The sequence below is a fragment of the Roseateles noduli genome, assembly GCF_050626985.1.
GTDB classification, from domain to species: domain Bacteria; phylum Pseudomonadota; class Gammaproteobacteria; order Burkholderiales; family Burkholderiaceae_C; genus Roseateles; species Roseateles noduli_A.
In genome coordinates this window covers 2009869-2027020 of the sequence record NZ_CP192463.1, presented here as the reverse complement: position 1 = coordinate 2027020, position 17152 = coordinate 2009869, and the positions used below count along the sequence as shown (strand labels likewise).

Annotated in this window: 13 protein-coding genes; 5 read left to right on the top strand and 8 right to left on the bottom strand. The window is 69.6% G+C overall.

Going from position 1 to position 17152, the window contains the following annotated elements; genetic code table 11:
• Positions 1-451: 451 nt before the first annotated feature.
• Positions 452-946 carry a VOC family protein gene (locus tag ACQ4L4_RS08810; RefSeq protein ID WP_431103869.1) on the top strand — a complete coding sequence of 165 codons (495 nt, stop codon included), beginning with the start codon at positions 452-454 and terminating at the stop codon, positions 944-946.
• A gap of 32 nt (positions 947-978) precedes the next feature.
• Here the strand turns inward: ACQ4L4_RS08810 and ACQ4L4_RS08805 are convergent, their stop codons facing one another.
• The 4 genes from ACQ4L4_RS08805 to ACQ4L4_RS08790 all read right to left on the bottom strand — a co-directional run bounded on the left by ACQ4L4_RS08805 (position 979) and on the right by ACQ4L4_RS08790 (position 3675).
• Positions 979-1659 carry a DUF6928 family protein gene (locus ACQ4L4_RS08805; protein ID WP_431103868.1) on the bottom strand — a complete coding sequence of 227 codons (681 nt, stop codon included), beginning with the start codon at positions 1657-1659 and terminating at the stop codon, positions 979-981.
• A 40-nt stretch (positions 1660-1699) separates the two neighbouring features.
• Positions 1700-2629: an alpha/beta hydrolase gene (locus ACQ4L4_RS08800; protein WP_431103867.1), complete on the bottom strand. Its 930-nt coding sequence runs from the start codon at positions 2627-2629 to the stop codon at positions 1700-1702.
• A gap of 142 nt (positions 2630-2771) precedes the next feature.
• A complete protein-coding gene (locus ACQ4L4_RS08795) occupies positions 2772-3206 on the bottom strand; it encodes a response regulator (protein ID WP_377154810.1) in 435 nt (144 codons plus the stop codon).
• Positions 3207-3246: 40 nt separating this feature from the next.
• Complete coding sequence (locus ACQ4L4_RS08790; RefSeq protein WP_431103866.1) at positions 3247-3675, bottom strand: FlxA-like family protein; 429 nt, start codon at positions 3673-3675, stop codon at positions 3247-3249.
• A gap of 143 nt (positions 3676-3818) precedes the next feature.
• Between ACQ4L4_RS08790 and ACQ4L4_RS08785 the strand changes: the two genes are divergently transcribed.
• Both ACQ4L4_RS08785 and ACQ4L4_RS08780 read left to right on the top strand, forming a co-directional pair.
• Positions 3819-4613 (top strand): inositol monophosphatase family protein, encoded by a 795-nt coding sequence (locus ACQ4L4_RS08785; RefSeq protein ID WP_431103865.1) that lies wholly within the window; start codon positions 3819-3821, stop codon positions 4611-4613.
• A 192-nt stretch (positions 4614-4805) separates the two neighbouring features.
• Entirely contained in the window at positions 4806-6260 is a 1455-nt protein-coding gene (locus ACQ4L4_RS08780; RefSeq protein WP_431103864.1) for an MFS transporter, read from the top strand.
• 76 nt (positions 6261-6336) lie between these two features.
• Here the strand turns inward: ACQ4L4_RS08780 and ACQ4L4_RS08775 are convergent, their stop codons facing one another.
• A complete protein-coding gene (locus ACQ4L4_RS08775) occupies positions 6337-7266 on the bottom strand; it encodes a glucosamine inositolphosphorylceramide transferase family protein (RefSeq protein WP_431103863.1) in 930 nt (309 codons plus the stop codon).
• On the bottom strand, positions 7259-8353 hold the full coding sequence (locus ACQ4L4_RS08770) for a glycosyltransferase (protein WP_431103862.1): 1095 nt from the start codon (positions 8351-8353) through the stop codon (positions 7259-7261). The genes ACQ4L4_RS08775 and ACQ4L4_RS08770 overlap by 8 nt, the downstream gene beginning before the upstream one ends.
• A 410-nt stretch (positions 8354-8763) precedes the next feature.
• On the opposite strand from ACQ4L4_RS08770, the gene ACQ4L4_RS08765 reads away from it, so the two are divergent.
• Both ACQ4L4_RS08765 and ACQ4L4_RS08760 read left to right on the top strand, forming a co-directional pair.
• Complete coding sequence (locus ACQ4L4_RS08765) at positions 8764-10008, top strand: efflux RND transporter periplasmic adaptor subunit (RefSeq protein ID WP_431103861.1); 1245 nt, start codon at positions 8764-8766, stop codon at positions 10006-10008.
• Between the two features lie 20 nt (positions 10009-10028).
• Positions 10029-13262, top strand: a complete 3234-nt coding sequence (locus ACQ4L4_RS08760) for an efflux RND transporter permease subunit (RefSeq protein ID WP_431103860.1) — start codon at positions 10029-10031, stop codon at positions 13260-13262.
• Between the two features lie 168 nt (positions 13263-13430).
• Here ACQ4L4_RS08760 and ACQ4L4_RS08755 read toward each other — a convergent pair whose 3' ends face one another.
• Positions 13431-16634, bottom strand: coding sequence for a two-component regulator propeller domain-containing protein (locus ACQ4L4_RS08755; RefSeq protein WP_431103859.1), 3204 nt, complete (start codon positions 16632-16634; stop codon positions 13431-13433).
• A 148-nt stretch (positions 16635-16782) separates the two neighbouring features.
• Positions 16783-17115 (bottom strand): hypothetical protein, encoded by a 333-nt coding sequence (locus tag ACQ4L4_RS08750; RefSeq protein ID WP_431103858.1) that lies wholly within the window; start codon positions 17113-17115, stop codon positions 16783-16785.
• Between the last annotated feature and the right edge of the window lie 37 nt (positions 17116-17152).

The window sequence follows — 17152 nt, the reverse complement described above, 5'->3', positions numbered from 1 at the left end:
TGAGCTAGCCCAGAAATGTTATTGGCGGCTTGCTTAACGTGAACGGAACAAAAGGGCCTGGAGTCGGCCTCAGTTCACGGTTACAGAAGCGGCGTAAAGCCCGCGAACGCGGGGGGGCGAGATGCTTGCCGAGGCAAGGGGTTTTGGCGCCACTCTCGAACGACCGTTCACTTGTCACGCGCCAGACATCCAATGTTGATCGGCACTTAGGCGTGATCCTGAAGTTCCGACGCACGACGTGGAGCGGCTCGATGAGCGATGGATTGCAGCGGTACGTGCCTGAAACACGATGTAAGCAGTGTGAACGAAGTCTGATGAAACCCTGGACTGGCCCCGGGCTCGACCGGGTTGGGCGTGTGTCGGGCGTGATAAGTTCACGGGTTTCCAGCCGGCCCGCCACGCTCAGTTTCCAGGGTATGAGACCTCTATTAGTTATTGACAGCCAATCAATATGACGATGAACGCAACGAAGCCTTATCGGATCCTCGGCATCCAGCAGATCGCCATCGGCGGGCCGGACAAGGCAGCGCTGCGCCGGCTGTGGGTCGACGTGCTGGGGCTGGAGGTCACCGGCACGTTCGTGTCGGAACAGGAGAACGTCGACGAGGACATCTGCGCGATCGGCGCCGGGGCGCATCGGGTCGAAGTCGATCTGATGCAGCCGCTGGATCCGGAGAAGCGGCCGGCGGTCCACGCGACACCGCTCAATCACGTCGGGTTGTGGGTGGACGATCTGCCCAAGGCGGTGGAATGGATGACCGCGAACGGGGTGCGTTTTGCACCGGGCGGCGTCCGCAAGGGGGCGGCAGGCCACGACATCTGCTTCATCCACCCGAAGAGCAGCGGCGAGTTCCCCATCGGCGGGGAGGGCGTGCTGATCGAACTGGTCCAGGCGCCGGACGATGTGGTGAAGGCCCTGGGCGGGCCGTCCGGCTCAGGCGCCTGATCCGCACCGCCGGGGCGCCGCGACGAGCCCCGTCACCAGAACTTCCACCAGGGCGAGGGCTCGGGCGTCTCTTCCAGTGCCGCCTTGCGCCGCGTGCCCGAGCGCTGGAAGTGCAGCAAGGGGATCGAGAACGGATCGACGCTCGCGGCGCCACTGCCCTCGAGCTGATATCCGAACCGGGCGAGCAGGACCTCTTCGCCCAGCTCCAGCGGATGGAAGGGCAGGGGGTAGGCGTCCTCGCCCTCGTCGCTGGTTACGCGCTGCTGCTCCGCCCAGTACGGTGCCTCGAAGGGCAGCGGCTCGCCGATGTCCTCCAGGATGCCGCTGTCGGGGGACAGGCTCAGGGAGCGGATCAGGCGTCCGTCTTCCCAGACGGCGAAGGCGAACCAGTCCACCACGCTGTGCATCGCGTGCAAGGTGATCCGGCGTTTGCCTGCGATGTCGAGGAAGCGGCCCGGCAGCTGCGAAGGGTGGTCGACCGCGAACTCGCTGGCCGCGATGACGGAGACGCCGGGGAAGCAGCCGATGAACATCAGCGGGTCCGGCGGATTGGTATAGCTCAGATCGCCTTCGCCGATCAGCTCGAGCGACTCTCCCGGGAAGAGCCGTTCCGCCAGCGCGCGCGTGGCGTCGCGGTCGAGCGCCGGCTGCCCTTCCAGGGCCGCGCGAGCGTCGCCGTCCGCGATGACCAGCATCCAAGTCTTGGCCCCCATGCGCCATCCTCTCCGTTCAGTGGCGAGGATGGTAATCGCGTCAACCCTCGTACGGCCCTTTCCCGGGCAGCGCCCACAGCAGGCCGAGCGTCGCGCCGGCCGGCGCGACGGTGAGATGGTCCTCGCCGGCCAGAACGCGGCTCTCGATGCGCAGCGACTTGTAGCGGCGCCGGCGCAGCTGTGTCTCGAAGCGGCGCATGTCGGCGACGAGGTCGCTCTCCTTGTTGAAGCGCGGTCCCGGCGCGACGGCCTCGTAGCCGCCGACGTACTGGAAGACGCGGGCCGGCAGGTCGGTGTGCTGCTTCGCGTAGGCCGCTTCCCGCTCGAACATCAGGTGACGATCGAACCAGAACGACGGACTGCCGAGGATGTAGTGGCTGAACAGCGCCGGCCTGGCGAACAGGACCTGCGCCGCGAACAGCGCGCCGTAGGAATGCCCGAGCAGCACGCGGCGGGCCGGGTCGAGCTGGTAGCGCGCGGAGATCGCCGGCACCGCGACCTCGGCCAGGTACTGGAGGTAGGCCGCCCCTTCGCCGTAGCGCGGCGCGCCATGGCGATCGGCGGGGCGGCCAGGCCGCGTGCGGGGATCGCTGGGGGTGTAGTCGCGCGAGCGCATTTCCACGGCGGATTCATCCGCGGGCCCCGCCAACCCGACGACCGCGAAGTCGGCCAGGTTGCGACCCTGCTGACCCACGCGGTTGCGCAGGGCCCGCACGAGCGGGAAGGCATAGGGCGCGTCGGTCACGAACACGGCCGGTCGGGGACCGGTGTTCGGAGGCGCATTCGGCGGCAGGTCGATCCAGACCTCGTAGCGGCGGCCGGTGGCCGGATCGGGCAGCGGATGGACGAAGGTGCCGGGCAGGGCGTAAGGCCCGGTGGCATCCGGCAGCGAGGGCGCGGCGATGGACCGGGTGGTCGGCATCAGCAGCGAACCCAGCGCCGCGGCGAGGACTTGCCTGCGGTCGGTCATGCGAGGGAGCGGGAGCAACGAAGGGTCGCGAGTGTCTCGCGGCGTGGCGGCGGGACGCTCCCTGGAAGCCGTTACGTGCGTTACGTGCGTTACGGGCGTCTGGCGCGTCTGGCGCGTTTCGCGCGCCAGGCCCTCGCGTGCCTCAGTCGACCAGGATGTTCCGGTTCTTCAGCGTCAGGTGGATCTTGTCGCCGACCGTGTCCTTGTTGAAGGGCTTGACGATGTAGCCGGTCGCGCCGAGCTGGGCGGCGCGGATGATGTCTTCCTTGCGGCCTTCGGCGGTGACCAGCAGGACCGGCACCTTGCGCAGCGGATCGGACTCCGGCTTGGCGCGCAAGGCCTCGAGGAGCTGGAAGCCGTTCATCACCGGCATGTTCACGTCGCTGAGGACGAAGTGGACCGGCTCGCCGGACTCGGCGCAGAGCTCGAGCTGGCGCAGCGCGGCCTTGCCGTCCTCGGCCTCGAGGATCTTCTTGAAGCCCAGCTCGCGGAGCAGCCCGGAGATGATGCGGCGCATGGTCGAGAAATCGTCGACCACCAGGAAACAGAACTCTTCGCGTTTGATCGTCGTGACCATGTGGAACCCCTTCAGGGGTGGAATCCTAGCGTGAGGAGGCTCAGGCGTATTCGTCGAGGAAGGCGCCCAGCGACGCCTGAGCGCGAGAACGCTTCGCGCCGGCCTCATCCGCGTCCTGCTTCCGGTCCTGCTCCCGGTCCGGGGCCTGAGCCTGCGTTGAGGCCTGGGGCGCGGCGCTCTGGCCGGATCGCTCCGCTGCCTTCGCCTGCGCGGCCTCCGCTGCCTGTTTCTGGATCTGGGCGATCTGGTCCATCACCATCTGCATCTGGGATTGCAGCAGCTTCTGACGTTTGTCTTTCGCCTGGGCGTCCATCGTCGAGTCCGAGGCAAGGTCCTTCATCTGCTTCTGCAACTGCTTGAGCTGCGATTGCAGACGTGCGATCTGCGCGTCGGAGCCGGTGCCGGAGGCCGCGGCGGAGGGCCCGGACGAAGTCGATGCCGAGGAGGCGGAGGGGATGGCGACGTGCATGATGGATTCCCGGGCGATGCTCCGATATCGGCCCTCGGGGCCGGGTCTTGAGGGGGCCGGGGCGAGCGCGTGCGTGGTGCGGCCGTCCCGGGCCGGCATCGAGGCTCGCGTCAGGGGCATGGCACTGCGGGTAGCATCGTCGGATGACCTCGACAACGCCTGACCCCGTCGCCGCACTGCTGCGCCACGCCGCCGCCACCTGGATCGCGCCGCGTTTCCGCCACCTGGCGGACGAGGAGGTGATGGAGAAGGCCCCCGGCGAGTGGGTCACGACCGTCGATCGTGATGTCGAGGCCTTCCTCACCCCCGAACTGCGCGCCCTGGTGCCCGGCTCGCGCGTCGTCGGCGAAGAGCAATGCGCGGAGACGCCGGAGCTGCTCGACCAGCTCGACGAGGGCGCCGTGTGGCTGGTCGATCCGCTGGACGGGACCTTCAACTTCATCTCGGGGCGCGAACCGCTGTCGTCGATGGTGGCGCTGCTGGAAGACGGCGTGACCGTCGGGGCCTGGATGCTGGATCCGATCTCGGGCGTGCTGCATCACGCCCGGCGCGGGCAGGGCGCCTGGCGGGAGACGGAACGGCTGCGCACGGCGCCGGGCCCGGGGCTGAAGCGGGCGGTCGTCAAGACGCGCTTCCTTCCGCAGGAACACCAGGACCGCGTCGCGACCTGGCAGGGCGTCGAGATCCTGCCCGGACTCAACTGCGCCGGCGCGGAGTACCCCGCACTCGCCGAAGGCGCCTTCGACGCGACGCTGTATTGGCGCAAGCTCGCCTGGGACCATGCGCCAGGCACGCTCTTCATCACGGAAGCCGGCGGCTTTGCGGCGCGGCTGGACGGCACGCCCTATCGCGCTGGCGACCGGCTGCCGGGGTTGCTTGTGGCTCGCAGCCCCGATGTGTGGGAAGAGGCCGCGGCAGCTTGGAAGATGACTTCGTGAGGCCAGGCGCGGGCGCTCCAGGGTGCATGGGGGATCCCTCCAGGACCCCCAAGCACCCTTCCGGCCCCAGGCGCGCTCGTTGACTTCGGCCTCGCTGGCATGCGCTGACTGAGGGTCGCGGCGCTTCCGCTGATTGGGGCGGTCAGGAGCGGCGGCTCCGGTTTGGAACGCCGATTGCCGCATCTGGCGTCGATGACCCCCTCCCTTGATATCGCACGCCGGCTTGACCGGCTGCCCTGGTCGCGCTGGCACTGGCGCGTGGTGCTCGCGCTGGGTGTGGCGTGGGTGCTCGACGGGCTTGAAGTCACCCTGGTCGGCTCCGTCGGCGCCGTGCTGGAAAGACCTGACACCCTTGGCCTGAGCGCGGTCCAGGTCGGCTGGTCCGGCTCGCTGTACCTCGCCGGCGCGATCGTCGGCGCACTGGTCTTCGGCCGGATGTCGGACCGGCTCGGCCGCAAGCGGCTGTTCCTCGCGACGCTCGCCATCTACGCCGTGGCCACGCTGGCGACGGCGTTCTCCACCGACTTCACTTTCTTCGCGCTGTGCCGCTTCGTCACCGGCCTGGGCATCGGCGGCGAGTACGCCGCCATCAACTCCGCGATCGACGAGCTCGTGCCCGCCCGCGTGCGCGGCCGGGTGAACCTCGCCATCAACGGCAGCTTCTGGATCGGCGCGGCGCTGGGCGCCTCCTCCAGCCTGCTGCTGTTGCATCCGGACGTGCTCGGCCCGGTGCAGGGCTGGCGCGTGGGCTTCGCGATGGGCGCGCTGCTGGCGGTCGGCATGGTGCTGGTGCGCCGCCACGTGCCCGAGAGCCCGCGCTGGCTGCTGCGCCATGGCCGGGGCGAGGAGGCCGGTCGGATCATCGACGCCATCGAGGCCGAGGTCGCCGCCCAGCACGGGCCGCTGCCGCCGCTGCCGCCGCTGCCGGCGGATCGGAGCGAGCACCGCCGCGCCGTGCCCACGATGCGCGAGGTGCTGCAGGTGCTGCTGCGCCGCTACCGCGTCCGCAGCGGCGTGGCCTTGTCGCTGATGCTGGCGCAGGCCTTTTTCTACAACGCGATCTTCTTCAGCTACGCGCTGGTGCTCACGCGCTTCTACGGCGTCGCCGACCATCGGGTGGCGCTCTACATCTTTCCGTTCGCGCTCGGCAACGTGCTGGGTCCGTTGTTGCTGGGACCGCTCTTCGACCGGGTCGGCCGCCGCCGCATGATCGCGCTGACCTACGGACTGGCCGGCGTGGGCCTCGCGGCCACCGGCATCGCCTTCGTCGCGGACATGCTCGATGCGCGCTCTCAGGCGTTGTGCTGGTCGGCGGTGTTCTTCTTCGCGTCAGCGGCGGCCAGCTCCGCCTATCTCACGGTCAGCGAGGTCTTCCCGCTCGAGATGCGCGCGATGGCCATTGCGATCTTCTACGCCGTGGGCACCGGCGCGGGCGGCTTCGTCGCACCGCTGCTGTTCGGATGGCTGGTGGAGAGCGGCGACCGCGGCAACGTCGCGAACGGCTACGGCATCGGCGCCGCGCTGGTGATCGTGGCGGGGCTGCTCGCGCTGCGCTTCGGCGTCGACGCGGAGCGCAAGCCGCTGGAGGACATCGCGCCGTCGATGGATCATCCTCACGACGACGATTCGCGGGCTGCACGCGTCTGACGCGCGACGGCGCCCTTTCCCAGTTGCCGCAGAGGCAGAGGAGGAGGGCCGCGCAACGCCGCGCCGATGCGACGCGTCAGCGCTTGCCGAACCAGCGCCGCACGCGGCGCTTCCAGTCCAGCCACTGGCGATGGCGGGAGCGGTCGATGCGCTTCACGTCGATCAGCGTGACGTCGCCGCAGGCGGACATCGTGTGCAGGCCGCTGGCGAAGTCGCGATGCGCGAGGTCGCCGGTGAAGGTCGCCGGCAGCGCCTGGACCTCGACGGCGTCCGGCGTCAGACGGTTGAAGCGCACCCAGCGCGTCGCCCCGCCGTAGCCGTTGCGGCTGTCCTGGACCGGCAGCGTCACAAGACCGTCCGCGCCTACGAAGGGCGTGCCGGCGGGCCGCGCGCCGTCATGCGCGCACCTCACCGGATTCGCGCGATGCGGGGTCCACGGGCCTTGCAGCGACTCGGCATGGGCGACGTGCAGCTCGCGCTGGTCACGCTTGTCCGGGCCGATGACCGCATAGAACATCCACCAGACGCCGTCGTGCCGCAGCAGCGAGGCGTCGACCGCGCGCACGCCCGGCAGCAACGCGCAGACCCGCTCCCACCGTTCCCAGCGCTCGGTGCCGTCCACCGCGCGGTAGAGCGCCACTTCCTCGGCCTGGCTCGATTCGGGGACCATCCACACCTGCCCCTCGTGTTCGAACACGAACGGGTAGGACAGGTGGAAGGGCGTCTGCAGCACCGGCTTGGGCGCGCTCCAGGCGCCGTTGCTCAGATCCAGCGTGAGACGCTGCAGGTCGGCGCGCTTGGTGCGGTAATCGAAGTTCTCGACGAACACATGCAGCGCGTCGCCGTCGCGCAAGGCGAAGGGATCGGCGTAATAGCGCCAGTCGCCGGCCTCGGGCATCCAGACGATCTGGTCGCGCAATTCGCGCAGGCGCGCCGGGCTGAGCAGATCGATGCGTTCGGGAACGACGCCGACGGTCCAGAAGTCCGACTTCGGACGCTTAACCACGAACGTCTTCCACGCTCAGGCCGGTCAGGTCCTTCTGCTGGTTCTCCTGGTTCTCCCGGGCGCCCTGGCGCGCCAGCACGTCGTGGTAGAGCCCCAGCGTGGCCCGCACGGCGGTCGAGCGGTCGTAGCGCTGCATGTCGTAGTCGATCGGGCGACGGTGGTCGCGCTGCCGTTGCGCGAGCGCGGCGGCGATCGCCTGGCCCATCGCCGGCGCGTCGTCGATCGCCACGATGGCCGATTGCGCCGGGTCCAGCATCTCGCGCGCGCCCAGCGTGGCGGTCGCCACGATCGGCAGACGGGCGCGCATGGCTTCGAGGATGGCCAGCGGGAACTGCTCCTCGCGCGACGAGGACACGTACAGGTCCATCTCGCCGAGCAGCTCGTCGACGTTCCAGCGGAATCCGAGCAGGTGGATGCGCTTGTCGTCGCCGCGCAGCGCCTCGAGCTCCGCGCGCTGCGGGCCTTCGCCGATCAGCACCAGGTGGGCATTCGCCGGCGCGTGCTGCTGGAAGGCCTGGATCAGCGTGTGCATGCCCTTGGCCGCGTGCAGCCTGCCGACACAGCCGATCACCGGCGCGGCGGCGGGGATGCCGAGTTCCAGGCGCAGCGAGCCCGACGGCGCCTTCGCGGCGCAGGAGCCGGGCGCGCGTTCCGGGGCCCAGTTGTAGATGACGCGATGCATGCCGTCGAATGCCTTCAGGTGACCGACCTGCGCCGAATTGACGCACACCAGCGCGTCCATCCGCGCATGGTGATGCGTCTTGTACCCGACATGCAGCGTGCCGACCCGCGCGCTGTGTCTGGCCGCCGCCACCGCCTTGCAGGCGGGGCCGAGGTGGCCGTGGACCACGTCCGCGCCCAGCTTCGCAGCCAGGCGGCGCACGCGCGCGCCACGCAGCAAGGGCAGGTGCAGGCCGTGGTAGCTCACGCGCTGGTCCAGCGCGTGACGCACCGCGGATCCCGCCGGCCCGATCACGTGGACCGTGTGGCCCAGCGCGGCCTGGGCGTTGGCCAGGTCGACGCAATGATGCTCGCCGCCGGCGATGCGGGACGAGAAGACCACATGGACGATGGAAAGTGCGCGCATGACGTCGAATCGGCAAAAGAGATAAATAACGTTTGGAGTCTATTTCTTAACATTCAGCAATAGAGCGGGATTTCCCCCGAGATCGTGGGGTGTACGGTGAGCCATCGGCAACGGTGTGCGCAATTCACCGTCCGGTGTTGACGCGAGGCAAACACTCGGCTCCAAAGTGGGGCGTGCGCTGGCGTTGACGGGTCTGAGTGGTGCGGAGCGGGATGAAACGCCACGTAACCAAACCGGCAGTGGCGGACCCGCGGGCGTCGGCGCGACGAAGCGCTGTTTCCCTGGGATGAACTGCAAGGCGTGACCACCTGCATGCAGGGTCATTGAAGTTAAGCTAGCGCGCCTTTTTGCGGCTTTCGCACGAAGGACAACTCTTTACGCCAACTGCCACGTTCCCCGGAGCCCGCTTCATGCTGCGTCTGTCGCTGATTGCCCTTGTCGTTGCGTCCCTGCTCGCCGGTTGCGGCAAGTCCTCTCCCGACAAGAAGGCGTCGCCCGCGGCCGAGGCAGCCAGCGCGCCGAGCCTGCTGGTCTCGCCCGAGGACGTCCAGACCCTGGGCGTGAGCGCCTATGCCAGCGGCCCGGTGATCACCGGCTCGATCCAGCCGGAACGCCGTGCCGACCTGCGCGCCGAGCTGCAGGCCATCGTGCTGCAGGTCTACAAGGAGAACGGCGAGCGCGTGAAGCGCGGCGACCTGCTGGTGCGCCTGGACGACACGGCCATCCGCGACACGGTCCAGTCCGCCGACGAGTCCGCCCGTGCGTCCTCGCAGAGCTTCGAGCAGGCCGAGCGCCAATATCAGCGCCTGAAGACGCTGCAGGCGCAGGGCATGAGTTCCATCCAGGCGATGGAAGACGCAGAGATCCGCCGCAACAACGCGCAGAGCGACCTGGTCGCCGCCCGCGCCCGCGTGGCCACGGCGCGCCAGCAGCAGCAGCGCACCGAGGTGCGCGCGCCGTTCGACGGCGTCGTCAGCGACCGCAAGGTCTCGCCGGGCGACTCGGCGCAGATCGGCAAGGAACTGATCAAGGTGATGGACCCGGCGTCGATGCGCTTCGAGGGCCTGGTCTCCGCCGACCGGATGTCCGAGCTCAAGCTGGCGCAGACGGTCTACTTCCGCGTCAACGGTTATCCGCAGGTGGACTTCCAGGGCAAGGTGCGCCGCATCGCCCAGGCCGCCAACGCCAACACCCGTCAGGTCGAGGTGCTGGTCGACTTCGCCGGCGCGCAGCAGCCCGGCGTGGCCGGCCTCTACGCCGAAGGCCGCGTGCAGACCAACAGCGTCTCGGCGTTGATGGTGGCCGACAGCGCGCTGGTGCGGGAGGGCGACAAGTCCTTCGTCTGGCGCGTGGAGGGCGGCAAGGTCGCGAAGACCCCGGTGAACCTGGGCGCGCGGGACGACCGCCAGGGCCTGTACGTGGTCACGAGCGGGGTGAAGCCCGGTGATCGCATCCTGCGCAGCCCGACCAGCACGCTGCTCGACGGGCAGCGCGTCGAGCTGGGCAGGACGGCCGTCTCCGCCAGCGGGACCGCCACGACGGCGACCGGCATGACGAACCCGGGCGGCGCCCCCGCCGCGGGATCGACCACGTCGGGCGCCACCGCCGCGCCGCTGCCGGTGCTGCCGGTGGCTTCGGCCGCGTCGGCCCAGTGATGCGCACAGGAGCCTGAACCATGTTCCTCTCCAATTTCTCGGTCAAGAAGCCGATCGCGATGATCGTGATCATCATCGGCTTGATGGCCCTGGGCCTGCTGGCCCTGTCCAAGCTGCGCGTCAACGAGCGGCCCGATGTCGACCTGCCGCTGCTGGTGGTCAGCATCAGCTATCCGGGCGCGTCGCCGGAGACCTCCGAGCGCGAGATCGTCAACCGCATCGAGAAGTCGCTGCAGAGCATCTCCGGCGTCAACGAGGTCCGCTCGACCTCGGGCGAAGGATCGGCCCAGCTGCTGCTGTTCTTCAACTTCGACAAGAACATGATCGAGGCGGCCGACGAGGTCCGCAACGCGATCGCCGCGGTCCGCCACAAGCTGCCGACGGAAATGCGCGAGCCGGTGCTGCAGCGCGTCGACCCGTCGGCGCAGCCGATCATGCAGCTGGCGCTGTCGTCCAGCAGCCAGTCGCATGCCGAGATCTCGCGGATGGCGGAGGACCAGTTCGCCGACCGCTTCCGCGCCATCCCCGGCGCGGCGACGGTGACGGTGAACGGCTCGCTCAAGCGTGAGTTGTCGGTACTGCTGAACGCGCAGAAGCTGCGCGAGTTCAACGTCTCCGTGACCGAGGTCGTCAACGCGCTGCGCATGCAGAACACGACGGCGCCGGTGGGCAAGGTGCGCGGACAACTGGAGGACCAGAGCATCCGGCTGCTGGGCCGCATCGAGTCGCCGGCCGACTTCAACCAGATCGTCGTCAAGCGCTCCGGCAGCGAGCTGATCCGCCTGGGCCAGGTGGCCACGGTGCAGGACGGCTTCGCGGAGCAGACCAGCCTGTCGGTGCGCAACGGTCATCCGAACGTCGGCATCATGGTCACGCGCTCGCGCGACGCCTCGACGGTGAGCGTGGCCAAGGAGGTCCGCAAGCTGGTCGAGGAGATCGACAAGACGCTGCCCAAGGGCACCAAGCTCGAGGTCGTGCAGGACGGCGGGCAGGACGCGCAGGACAGCCTGAACAACGTGATCCACGCGCTGGTGTTCGGCGCGGGCCTGACGATCTTCGTCGTCTATGTGTTCCTGAACTCCTGGCGCTCGACGATGATCACGGCGCTGTCGCTGCCGACCTCGGTGATCGCGGCCTTCATCGCGGTCTGGCTGTGCGGCTTCACGCTGAACTTCATGAGCCTGCTGGGCCTGTCGCTGGCGATCGGGGTGCTGATCGACGATGCGATCGTGGTGCGCGAGAACATCGTGCGCCACATGGAGCGCGGCGCCGACCGCCGCACCGCCGCGCTGAAGGGCACCGCGGAGATCGGCCTGGCCGTCGCGGCGACGACCTTCTCCATCGTGGCCGTGTTCATCCCGGTGGCCTTCATGCCGGGCGTGTCGGGCGAATGGTTCCGGCCGTTCGGGCTGACGGTGGTCGCCTCGGTGCTGGTGTCGCTGTTCATCTCGTTCACGCTGGACCCGATGCTGTCGGCGTTCTGGGGCGATCCCCCGGGGCATCACGAAGCGCCCAAGACCGGCATCTCCAAGAAGCTGCAGGCGTTCAACGAGTGGTTCGACCGCCAGGCCGACGGCTACGGTCACGTGATCGCCTGGGCGCTGCATCACCGCCGCTGGATGGCGGTGTTCGCGGTCCTGAGCTTCGCCCTCGCGATCTTCCTGCAGGTCACGCTGGGCGGCACGAGCTTCCTGCCGGCGTCGGATTCCGGGACCATCGCCATCGAGGTCCGGACGCCGGCCTCGTCCAGCCTCGAGTACGCGCGGCTGAAGATGGGTGCCGCGTCCGCGCTGGCGCGCGAGATGCCCGAGACGGTGGCCACCAATGAGAGCGTCAACGCCAGCGGCGGCCGCATCTACGTGGACCTGGGCAAGAGCACCCAGCGCAAGCGCAGCGCGGCGGAGATCGCCGCCGACCTGCGCACGCGGGTGGCGCGGCTGGTCGGGGCGGAGTACGTCGTGCTCGACGACCTGAACAACGGCGCGCAGAAGCCGGTGCAGATCCGTTTCTCCGGCGCGGACTCGCGCAAGCTGATGGAGATCACGACCGACTACATGGAAAAGCTGCGCCGCGTGCCGGGCGCGGTGGACGTGGGCCTGTCGGAGCAGGATCCGCAGAACGAGCTGCAGATCGAGCTCAACCGCGGCCTGGCCAACACGCTGGGGATCTCGGTGGGCGATGCGGCCAACTCCTTGCGGGTGGCCTTCGCCGGCGTGGAAGTCGGCGACTGGATCGACCCGAGCAGCGAGACGCGCGACGTGGCGGTGCGGCTGGCGCCGGAGGACCGCGTCGACGCCAGCAACATCGAGCGCCTGCCGATCGCCGTCACCGGCGCCGGCGTGATGGTGCCGCTGGAGCAGATCGCGACGGTGACGATGGGCAAGGGCCCGGCCAAGATCCAGCACGCGGACGGCAAGCGGATGATCGCGGTGTCGGCCAACGCGCACGGCCGTTCGCCCGGCGAGGTCACCAGCGACGCGCTGAAGCTGGCCAAGGCGATCAATTTCCCGCCCGGCTACGGCATCGAGCTGGCGGGCGCGGCCAAGGACCAGCAGGAGGTCTTCAGCGCGATGGCCATCGCGCTGTTCTCGGGCATCGGCCTGATGTACCTGATCCTGGTGATGCAGTTCGGCAGCTTCACGGCGCCGATGGGCGTGATGCTGTCGTTGCCGCTGTCGCTGATCGGCGTGGTGGTGGCGTTGCTGCTGACCAAGGGCACGCTGAACCTGATGAGCTTCATCGGGATCATCATGCTGGCCGGTCTGGTGGCGAAGAACGCGATCCTGCTGCTGGACGCGGCGCGCCAGGAGGAGGCCGCCGGCGTGCCGCGCGAGGAGGCGCTGATGCACGCGGGCCGCAAGCGCTTCCGTCCGATCCTGATGACGACCTTCGCGCTGATCGCCGGCATGCTGCCGGTGGCGGTGGGCATCGGCGAAGGCGGCGAGTTCTACCGCCCGATGGCGGTGGCGATCATCGGCGGCACGATCACGTCGACCTTCCTGACGCTGCTGATGGTGCCGAGCTTCTACGACAGCATCGAGATGTTCCGCGACAAGCAGCGCGCCCGCGTGGCGAAGGCGGCCGACGGCTGGGGCAAGGTGGGCGCGATGGCGATCAACCGGCTGGTGGAGCTGGCGGTGATCGTCGGTTTCCTCACCACGCTGATCTTCGTGTGGTGGCTGATCGCCGGGCTGATCAACCGCGGTCGCCCCGTCGCGCACCACGAGGCCGTGCTGGGTGCGGGCGACGATTGATCGAGGACTGATGGACGACTGATCGTCGATCCACCGACGAACGTCGGCGCCACGCGCCGGCATCACCGGACGGTGAAGGGAAGGGCGCCTCGACCAGGCGCCCTTTCCGTTTCCAGCTGCTCAGCTGCTCAGCTGCTCAGCCGCTTAGCCGCTCAGCCGCTCAGCCGCTCAGCCGCGCCGCAGCCGCCGCCACCAGGCGTCGCCGGACGCGCGCGACGCGGCATCGCCGGACGCGGCGTATGCCTGCGCGGCGGCCGCGCGCAGCTCGACCTCCGTGCCCACGCCGACGTGGGACGTGAGGCGGTAGACGATGCCGGCGAGTTCCGCGCGTTCCCGCATGCCGGACAGGCCCCAGTGGCCGGGCCGGCCGCCGCGGTCCTGCACCTCGTCCGGCACGCCGACGCCGTCGTCCCGCACGAACAGCGCGAAGCTGGCGTCGTCGAACCGGAGCGTGACCTCGATGCGCTCGGCCTGGGCGTGCTGGAACGCGTTGAAGATCGCTTCGCGCGCGATCAGGCAGATCGACGCGGACAGCGCAGGCGCCAAGGGCCTCGGCGTGCCCTCGACCGTCAGCGCGAAGGCGGCGCCGTGCGTGTGCGAGAGCTCGCGCCCCAGCGCCTCCAGCGTGTGCTCGAGCAGATTGGCGTCGGGCGGCGGCAGGCGCAGGTCGGTGACCCGGTCGCGGCCCTCGACCAGCAGCGCATCGGCGTCGGTCAGCACGCGTTCCATGGCCGCGCGCTCCGTGCCGGGCAGCCGGCGCGCGATGGCCTCGAAGCGCAGGATCAAGCCGTAGACGCCTTGCAGCAGCGTGTCGTGCAGGTCGCGCGCGATGCGCTCACGCTCCTGCACTCGGGCGGCGAGGCGATCCTGTTCATGCAGACGGCGTTGACGCCCGCGCAGCGCAGCCAGACCCCCCAGCGCGCCGAAGCCCGCGAGCACCGCCGCCGCGCGGAACCATGCGTTCTGGGTCAGGGTCGGCGCGATCTCGAAGCGCAGCGACGCGGGCGCGGCGCTCCACGGGCCGCCGTCCTGCGAGGCCTCGACGCGGAAGTCGTAGGCCCCAGGCCCGAGGTTGGTGTAGAACGCGCGGCGCCGCGTGCCCGCCTCCTGCCAGTCCCGGTCCTGGCCGATCAGGCGATATCGGAAGCGCGTGCGTTCGGGCTGGGCAAGGCTGATGGCGGTGTAGGCGATCTCCAGGTCCCGCGTGCCGGCGGCCAGGCGTTGCGGGCCGTTGCCACCGTGCCCGTCGCTCCCGTCGCTGCTGCCGTCGGCGCTGCTGCCGCTGTTGCCGACCGGCACGGGCTCGCCGTGCACGAAGAGCCGTTGCACCTCGACCGGCGGCGGGGCCGGCTCGCCTTGGGGCAGACGGGCCGGATCGATGCGGACCACGCCATTGCTGAGCGAGAACCAGAGCACGCCATCCGGTGTGCGCGCGGCCGTGCGCAGCGGCCACGACTGCTCGGCGCGGCCGGAGAGTCCGTCGATCAGATCGAAGCGGCGTCCCGACGGACGGGCGCCGTCGCCGGACGCGATCAACGCGCGGCGGACGTCATCGGCGCTCAGCCGCGTGATTCCGTTCGCGCCGTTGAGCCACAGCTCGCCATCGGGTGTCTCGACGATGCCGGAGACGCCGTCCAGCGCTTCGGGGTCCTTCAGGCGCAGCATCGGCATGCCGGCCTCGGACGCGAGTTGCACGCCGCGTTCGCCGCCGATCCACAGGTGAGATCCTTGCCGCGCGATGACCTTGATCGCGCCGACCTTCAAGCCGTCGGCCGACGACAGCGCCGTCGTCTTGCCGGCCTCGTGCCGCAGCACGCTGCCGTCGTTGTAGCCGATCCAGACGCGGCCGCGATCGTCCGTGCCGATGGCGTCGGGCCCCTTGAGCGGGAACCCCTCGCTGCCGGACAGCCTCGTGACGCGCCCATCGGCGTAGCGCATCAATCCGTAGCGATGCGCGTTGAACCAGAGCGCGCCGCTCGTGTCCTCGGTGATCTCGAAGACCGGGACGGTCCACGGCTGCCCGTCGGGCGTGGGCACCTGGACGAAGCCGGTCCCTTCCTGCCGCCACAGCCCGGTGCGGCCGCCGACCCAGAGCCGCTGGCGGCTGTCGACGAACACGGCGGTGAAGGTTTCCATCCGAGGATCGGTCGGGATCTTCTCCGGCGTCGATTGACCGGGGTCCAGGCGTTGGATGGAATTTCCGGACGCGATCCAGACGCGCCCCTGCGCATCGGCCGTCATCGCGATGCTGGCGCTGCGGTCGGGCAGCTCGACGCGGTCGACCGCCGCGCCGCGGAAGCGGTCCAGCCCGCCGTTGGTGCCGACCCAGATCGCGCCGTCGCGGTCCTGGAAGACGCGCGTCACGAGTTCGCCGGACAGGCCCTTGTCGGTGCCCAGGTACTGATGCGACCCCGGCGCGGAGGCCGCCGCGCCCTCGATCGCCAGACGATTGAGCCCGTCCTTCGCGCCGAACCAGAGCTTGCCGCTGCGGTCGAACGCGGGCATGAAGAAGCTCTTCGGCACGGCGACCGGTGGCGCGGCGGCGTCGGTCGACTCGCCGGGCAGCGGCAGAGGCCGCAGACCCCGGACGGCGGGCGACATGTCGTTGGCCCAGGCGCGGCCGCCGCCGATCACGAGCTGCGACTGGCCGAGCGCCGGCACATCGACGACGCTGAAGCGCACGGCGCCCGCCGGCTTCACGAAGACGGCGCGGTCGGTGACCACCCAGACGTTGTTGCTGCCGTCCACGGCGACGTTGAGCGTCGGCGGGGGATGGCCGCTGGCGTCGACGTAGCCGGATTCCGGTCCGACGGGGATCCAGGCGTCGCGCTGGCGCTTCAGCAGCGCGCGACCGGTGGCGACCCAGAGCGTGCCGTCGCGTTCGGCGGCGAAGGCGCGCGTCGAGTACGAGAAATGCCCGCCGGCCGGATCGACGTGCAGGACGCGGCCCTGGCGCACCAGCGCGGCGCCGCCGTCGAGCAGGCCGACCCACAGCGCGTTGTCTTTCGTCGCGAAGAGCGACAGCACCTGCCGGCTCGGCAGCGATTCACCGGCGAGGGCGTCGAAGCGCTCGAAGCGCACGCCATCGAAGCGGAACAGTCCGGTCCCGTTGCCCAGCCACAGGTAGCCGTCGGTGGTCTGCGCGATCGCCATCACCGGACCCGCCATGCCGTCTTTCAGCGTCCAGGTCGTGTGCTGCAGGTGCGCGAGGGGCTGCTCGGACGGCGTCGCGGACTGCGCGTGCGCGGCAGGCGTCAGCAGCACGGTCAGCGCATGACCGGCGGCCAGCCCGAGCAGATGAAGACGGATCAGTCGTGAAGGGGGCGGGGGCGTCGGAAGGGGCATCGAGGACAGGCGGGCGCGAAAGCGCATGGATTGTGCCTGCGGGGTGGCGGTGTCGAAGTTCTCACACTTTCCCTGTTCAGTTTTGACGACTAAGACGTCCGTCTCGCGAACTCTCTGTGCGCCAGTGAGACTTAGGCAGCTCCTAGCAACTTTGGAGCAACGCGATGCATTCGATTCAAGTCAAGGCGCCGCGGCGAGCGGCACTGAATACCGTGAAAGCGGCGGTGTCGATCTGTCTATCGGTGAGCTTGGCGGCTTGCGGCGGCGGCGGCGAGCCTGTTGATCCGGCGTCTCCTCCCGTGGGCACCGATCCGACGACTCCGACGACTCCGACGACGCCGACGACACCGACCACGCCGACGACACCGACGACGCCGACGACGCCGACGACGCCGACAACACCGACGACGCCGACGACACCGACGACACCGACGACACCGACGACACCGACGACGCCGACGACACCGACGACACCGACGACACCGACGACACCGACGACGCCGACCACGCCGGTTCCGGATCCAGCCCGCCCCATTGGCGGAAAC

Bases quoted from the DNA above. Each gene is read 5' to 3' on its own strand.
- ACQ4L4_RS08810 (WP_431103869.1), top strand. From the start codon at position 452: ATGACGATGAACGCAACGAAGCCTTATCGGATCCTCGGCATCCAGCAG.
- ACQ4L4_RS08805 (WP_431103868.1), bottom strand. From the start codon at position 1,659: ATGGGGGCCAAGACTTGGATGCTGGTCATCGCGGACGGCGACGCTCGC.
- ACQ4L4_RS08800 (WP_431103867.1), bottom strand. From the start codon at position 2,629: ATGACCGACCGCAGGCAAGTCCTCGCCGCGGCGCTGGGTTCGCTGCTG.
- ACQ4L4_RS08795 (WP_377154810.1), bottom strand. From the start codon at position 3,206: ATGGTCACGACGATCAAACGCGAAGAGTTCTGTTTCCTGGTGGTCGAC.
- ACQ4L4_RS08790 (WP_431103866.1), bottom strand. From the start codon at position 3,675: ATGCACGTCGCCATCCCCTCCGCCTCCTCGGCATCGACTTCGTCCGGG.
- ACQ4L4_RS08785 (WP_431103865.1), top strand. From the start codon at position 3,819: ATGACCTCGACAACGCCTGACCCCGTCGCCGCACTGCTGCGCCACGCC.
- ACQ4L4_RS08780 (WP_431103864.1), top strand. From the start codon at position 4,806: ATGACCCCCTCCCTTGATATCGCACGCCGGCTTGACCGGCTGCCCTGG.
- ACQ4L4_RS08770 (WP_431103862.1), bottom strand. From the start codon at position 8,353: ATGCGCGCACTTTCCATCGTCCATGTGGTCTTCTCGTCCCGCATCGCC.
- ACQ4L4_RS08765 (WP_431103861.1), top strand. From the start codon at position 8,764: ATGCTGCGTCTGTCGCTGATTGCCCTTGTCGTTGCGTCCCTGCTCGCC.
- ACQ4L4_RS08760 (WP_431103860.1), top strand. From the start codon at position 10,029: ATGTTCCTCTCCAATTTCTCGGTCAAGAAGCCGATCGCGATGATCGTG.
- ACQ4L4_RS08755 (WP_431103859.1), bottom strand. From the start codon at position 16,634: ATGCGCTTTCGCGCCCGCCTGTCCTCGATGCCCCTTCCGACGCCCCCG.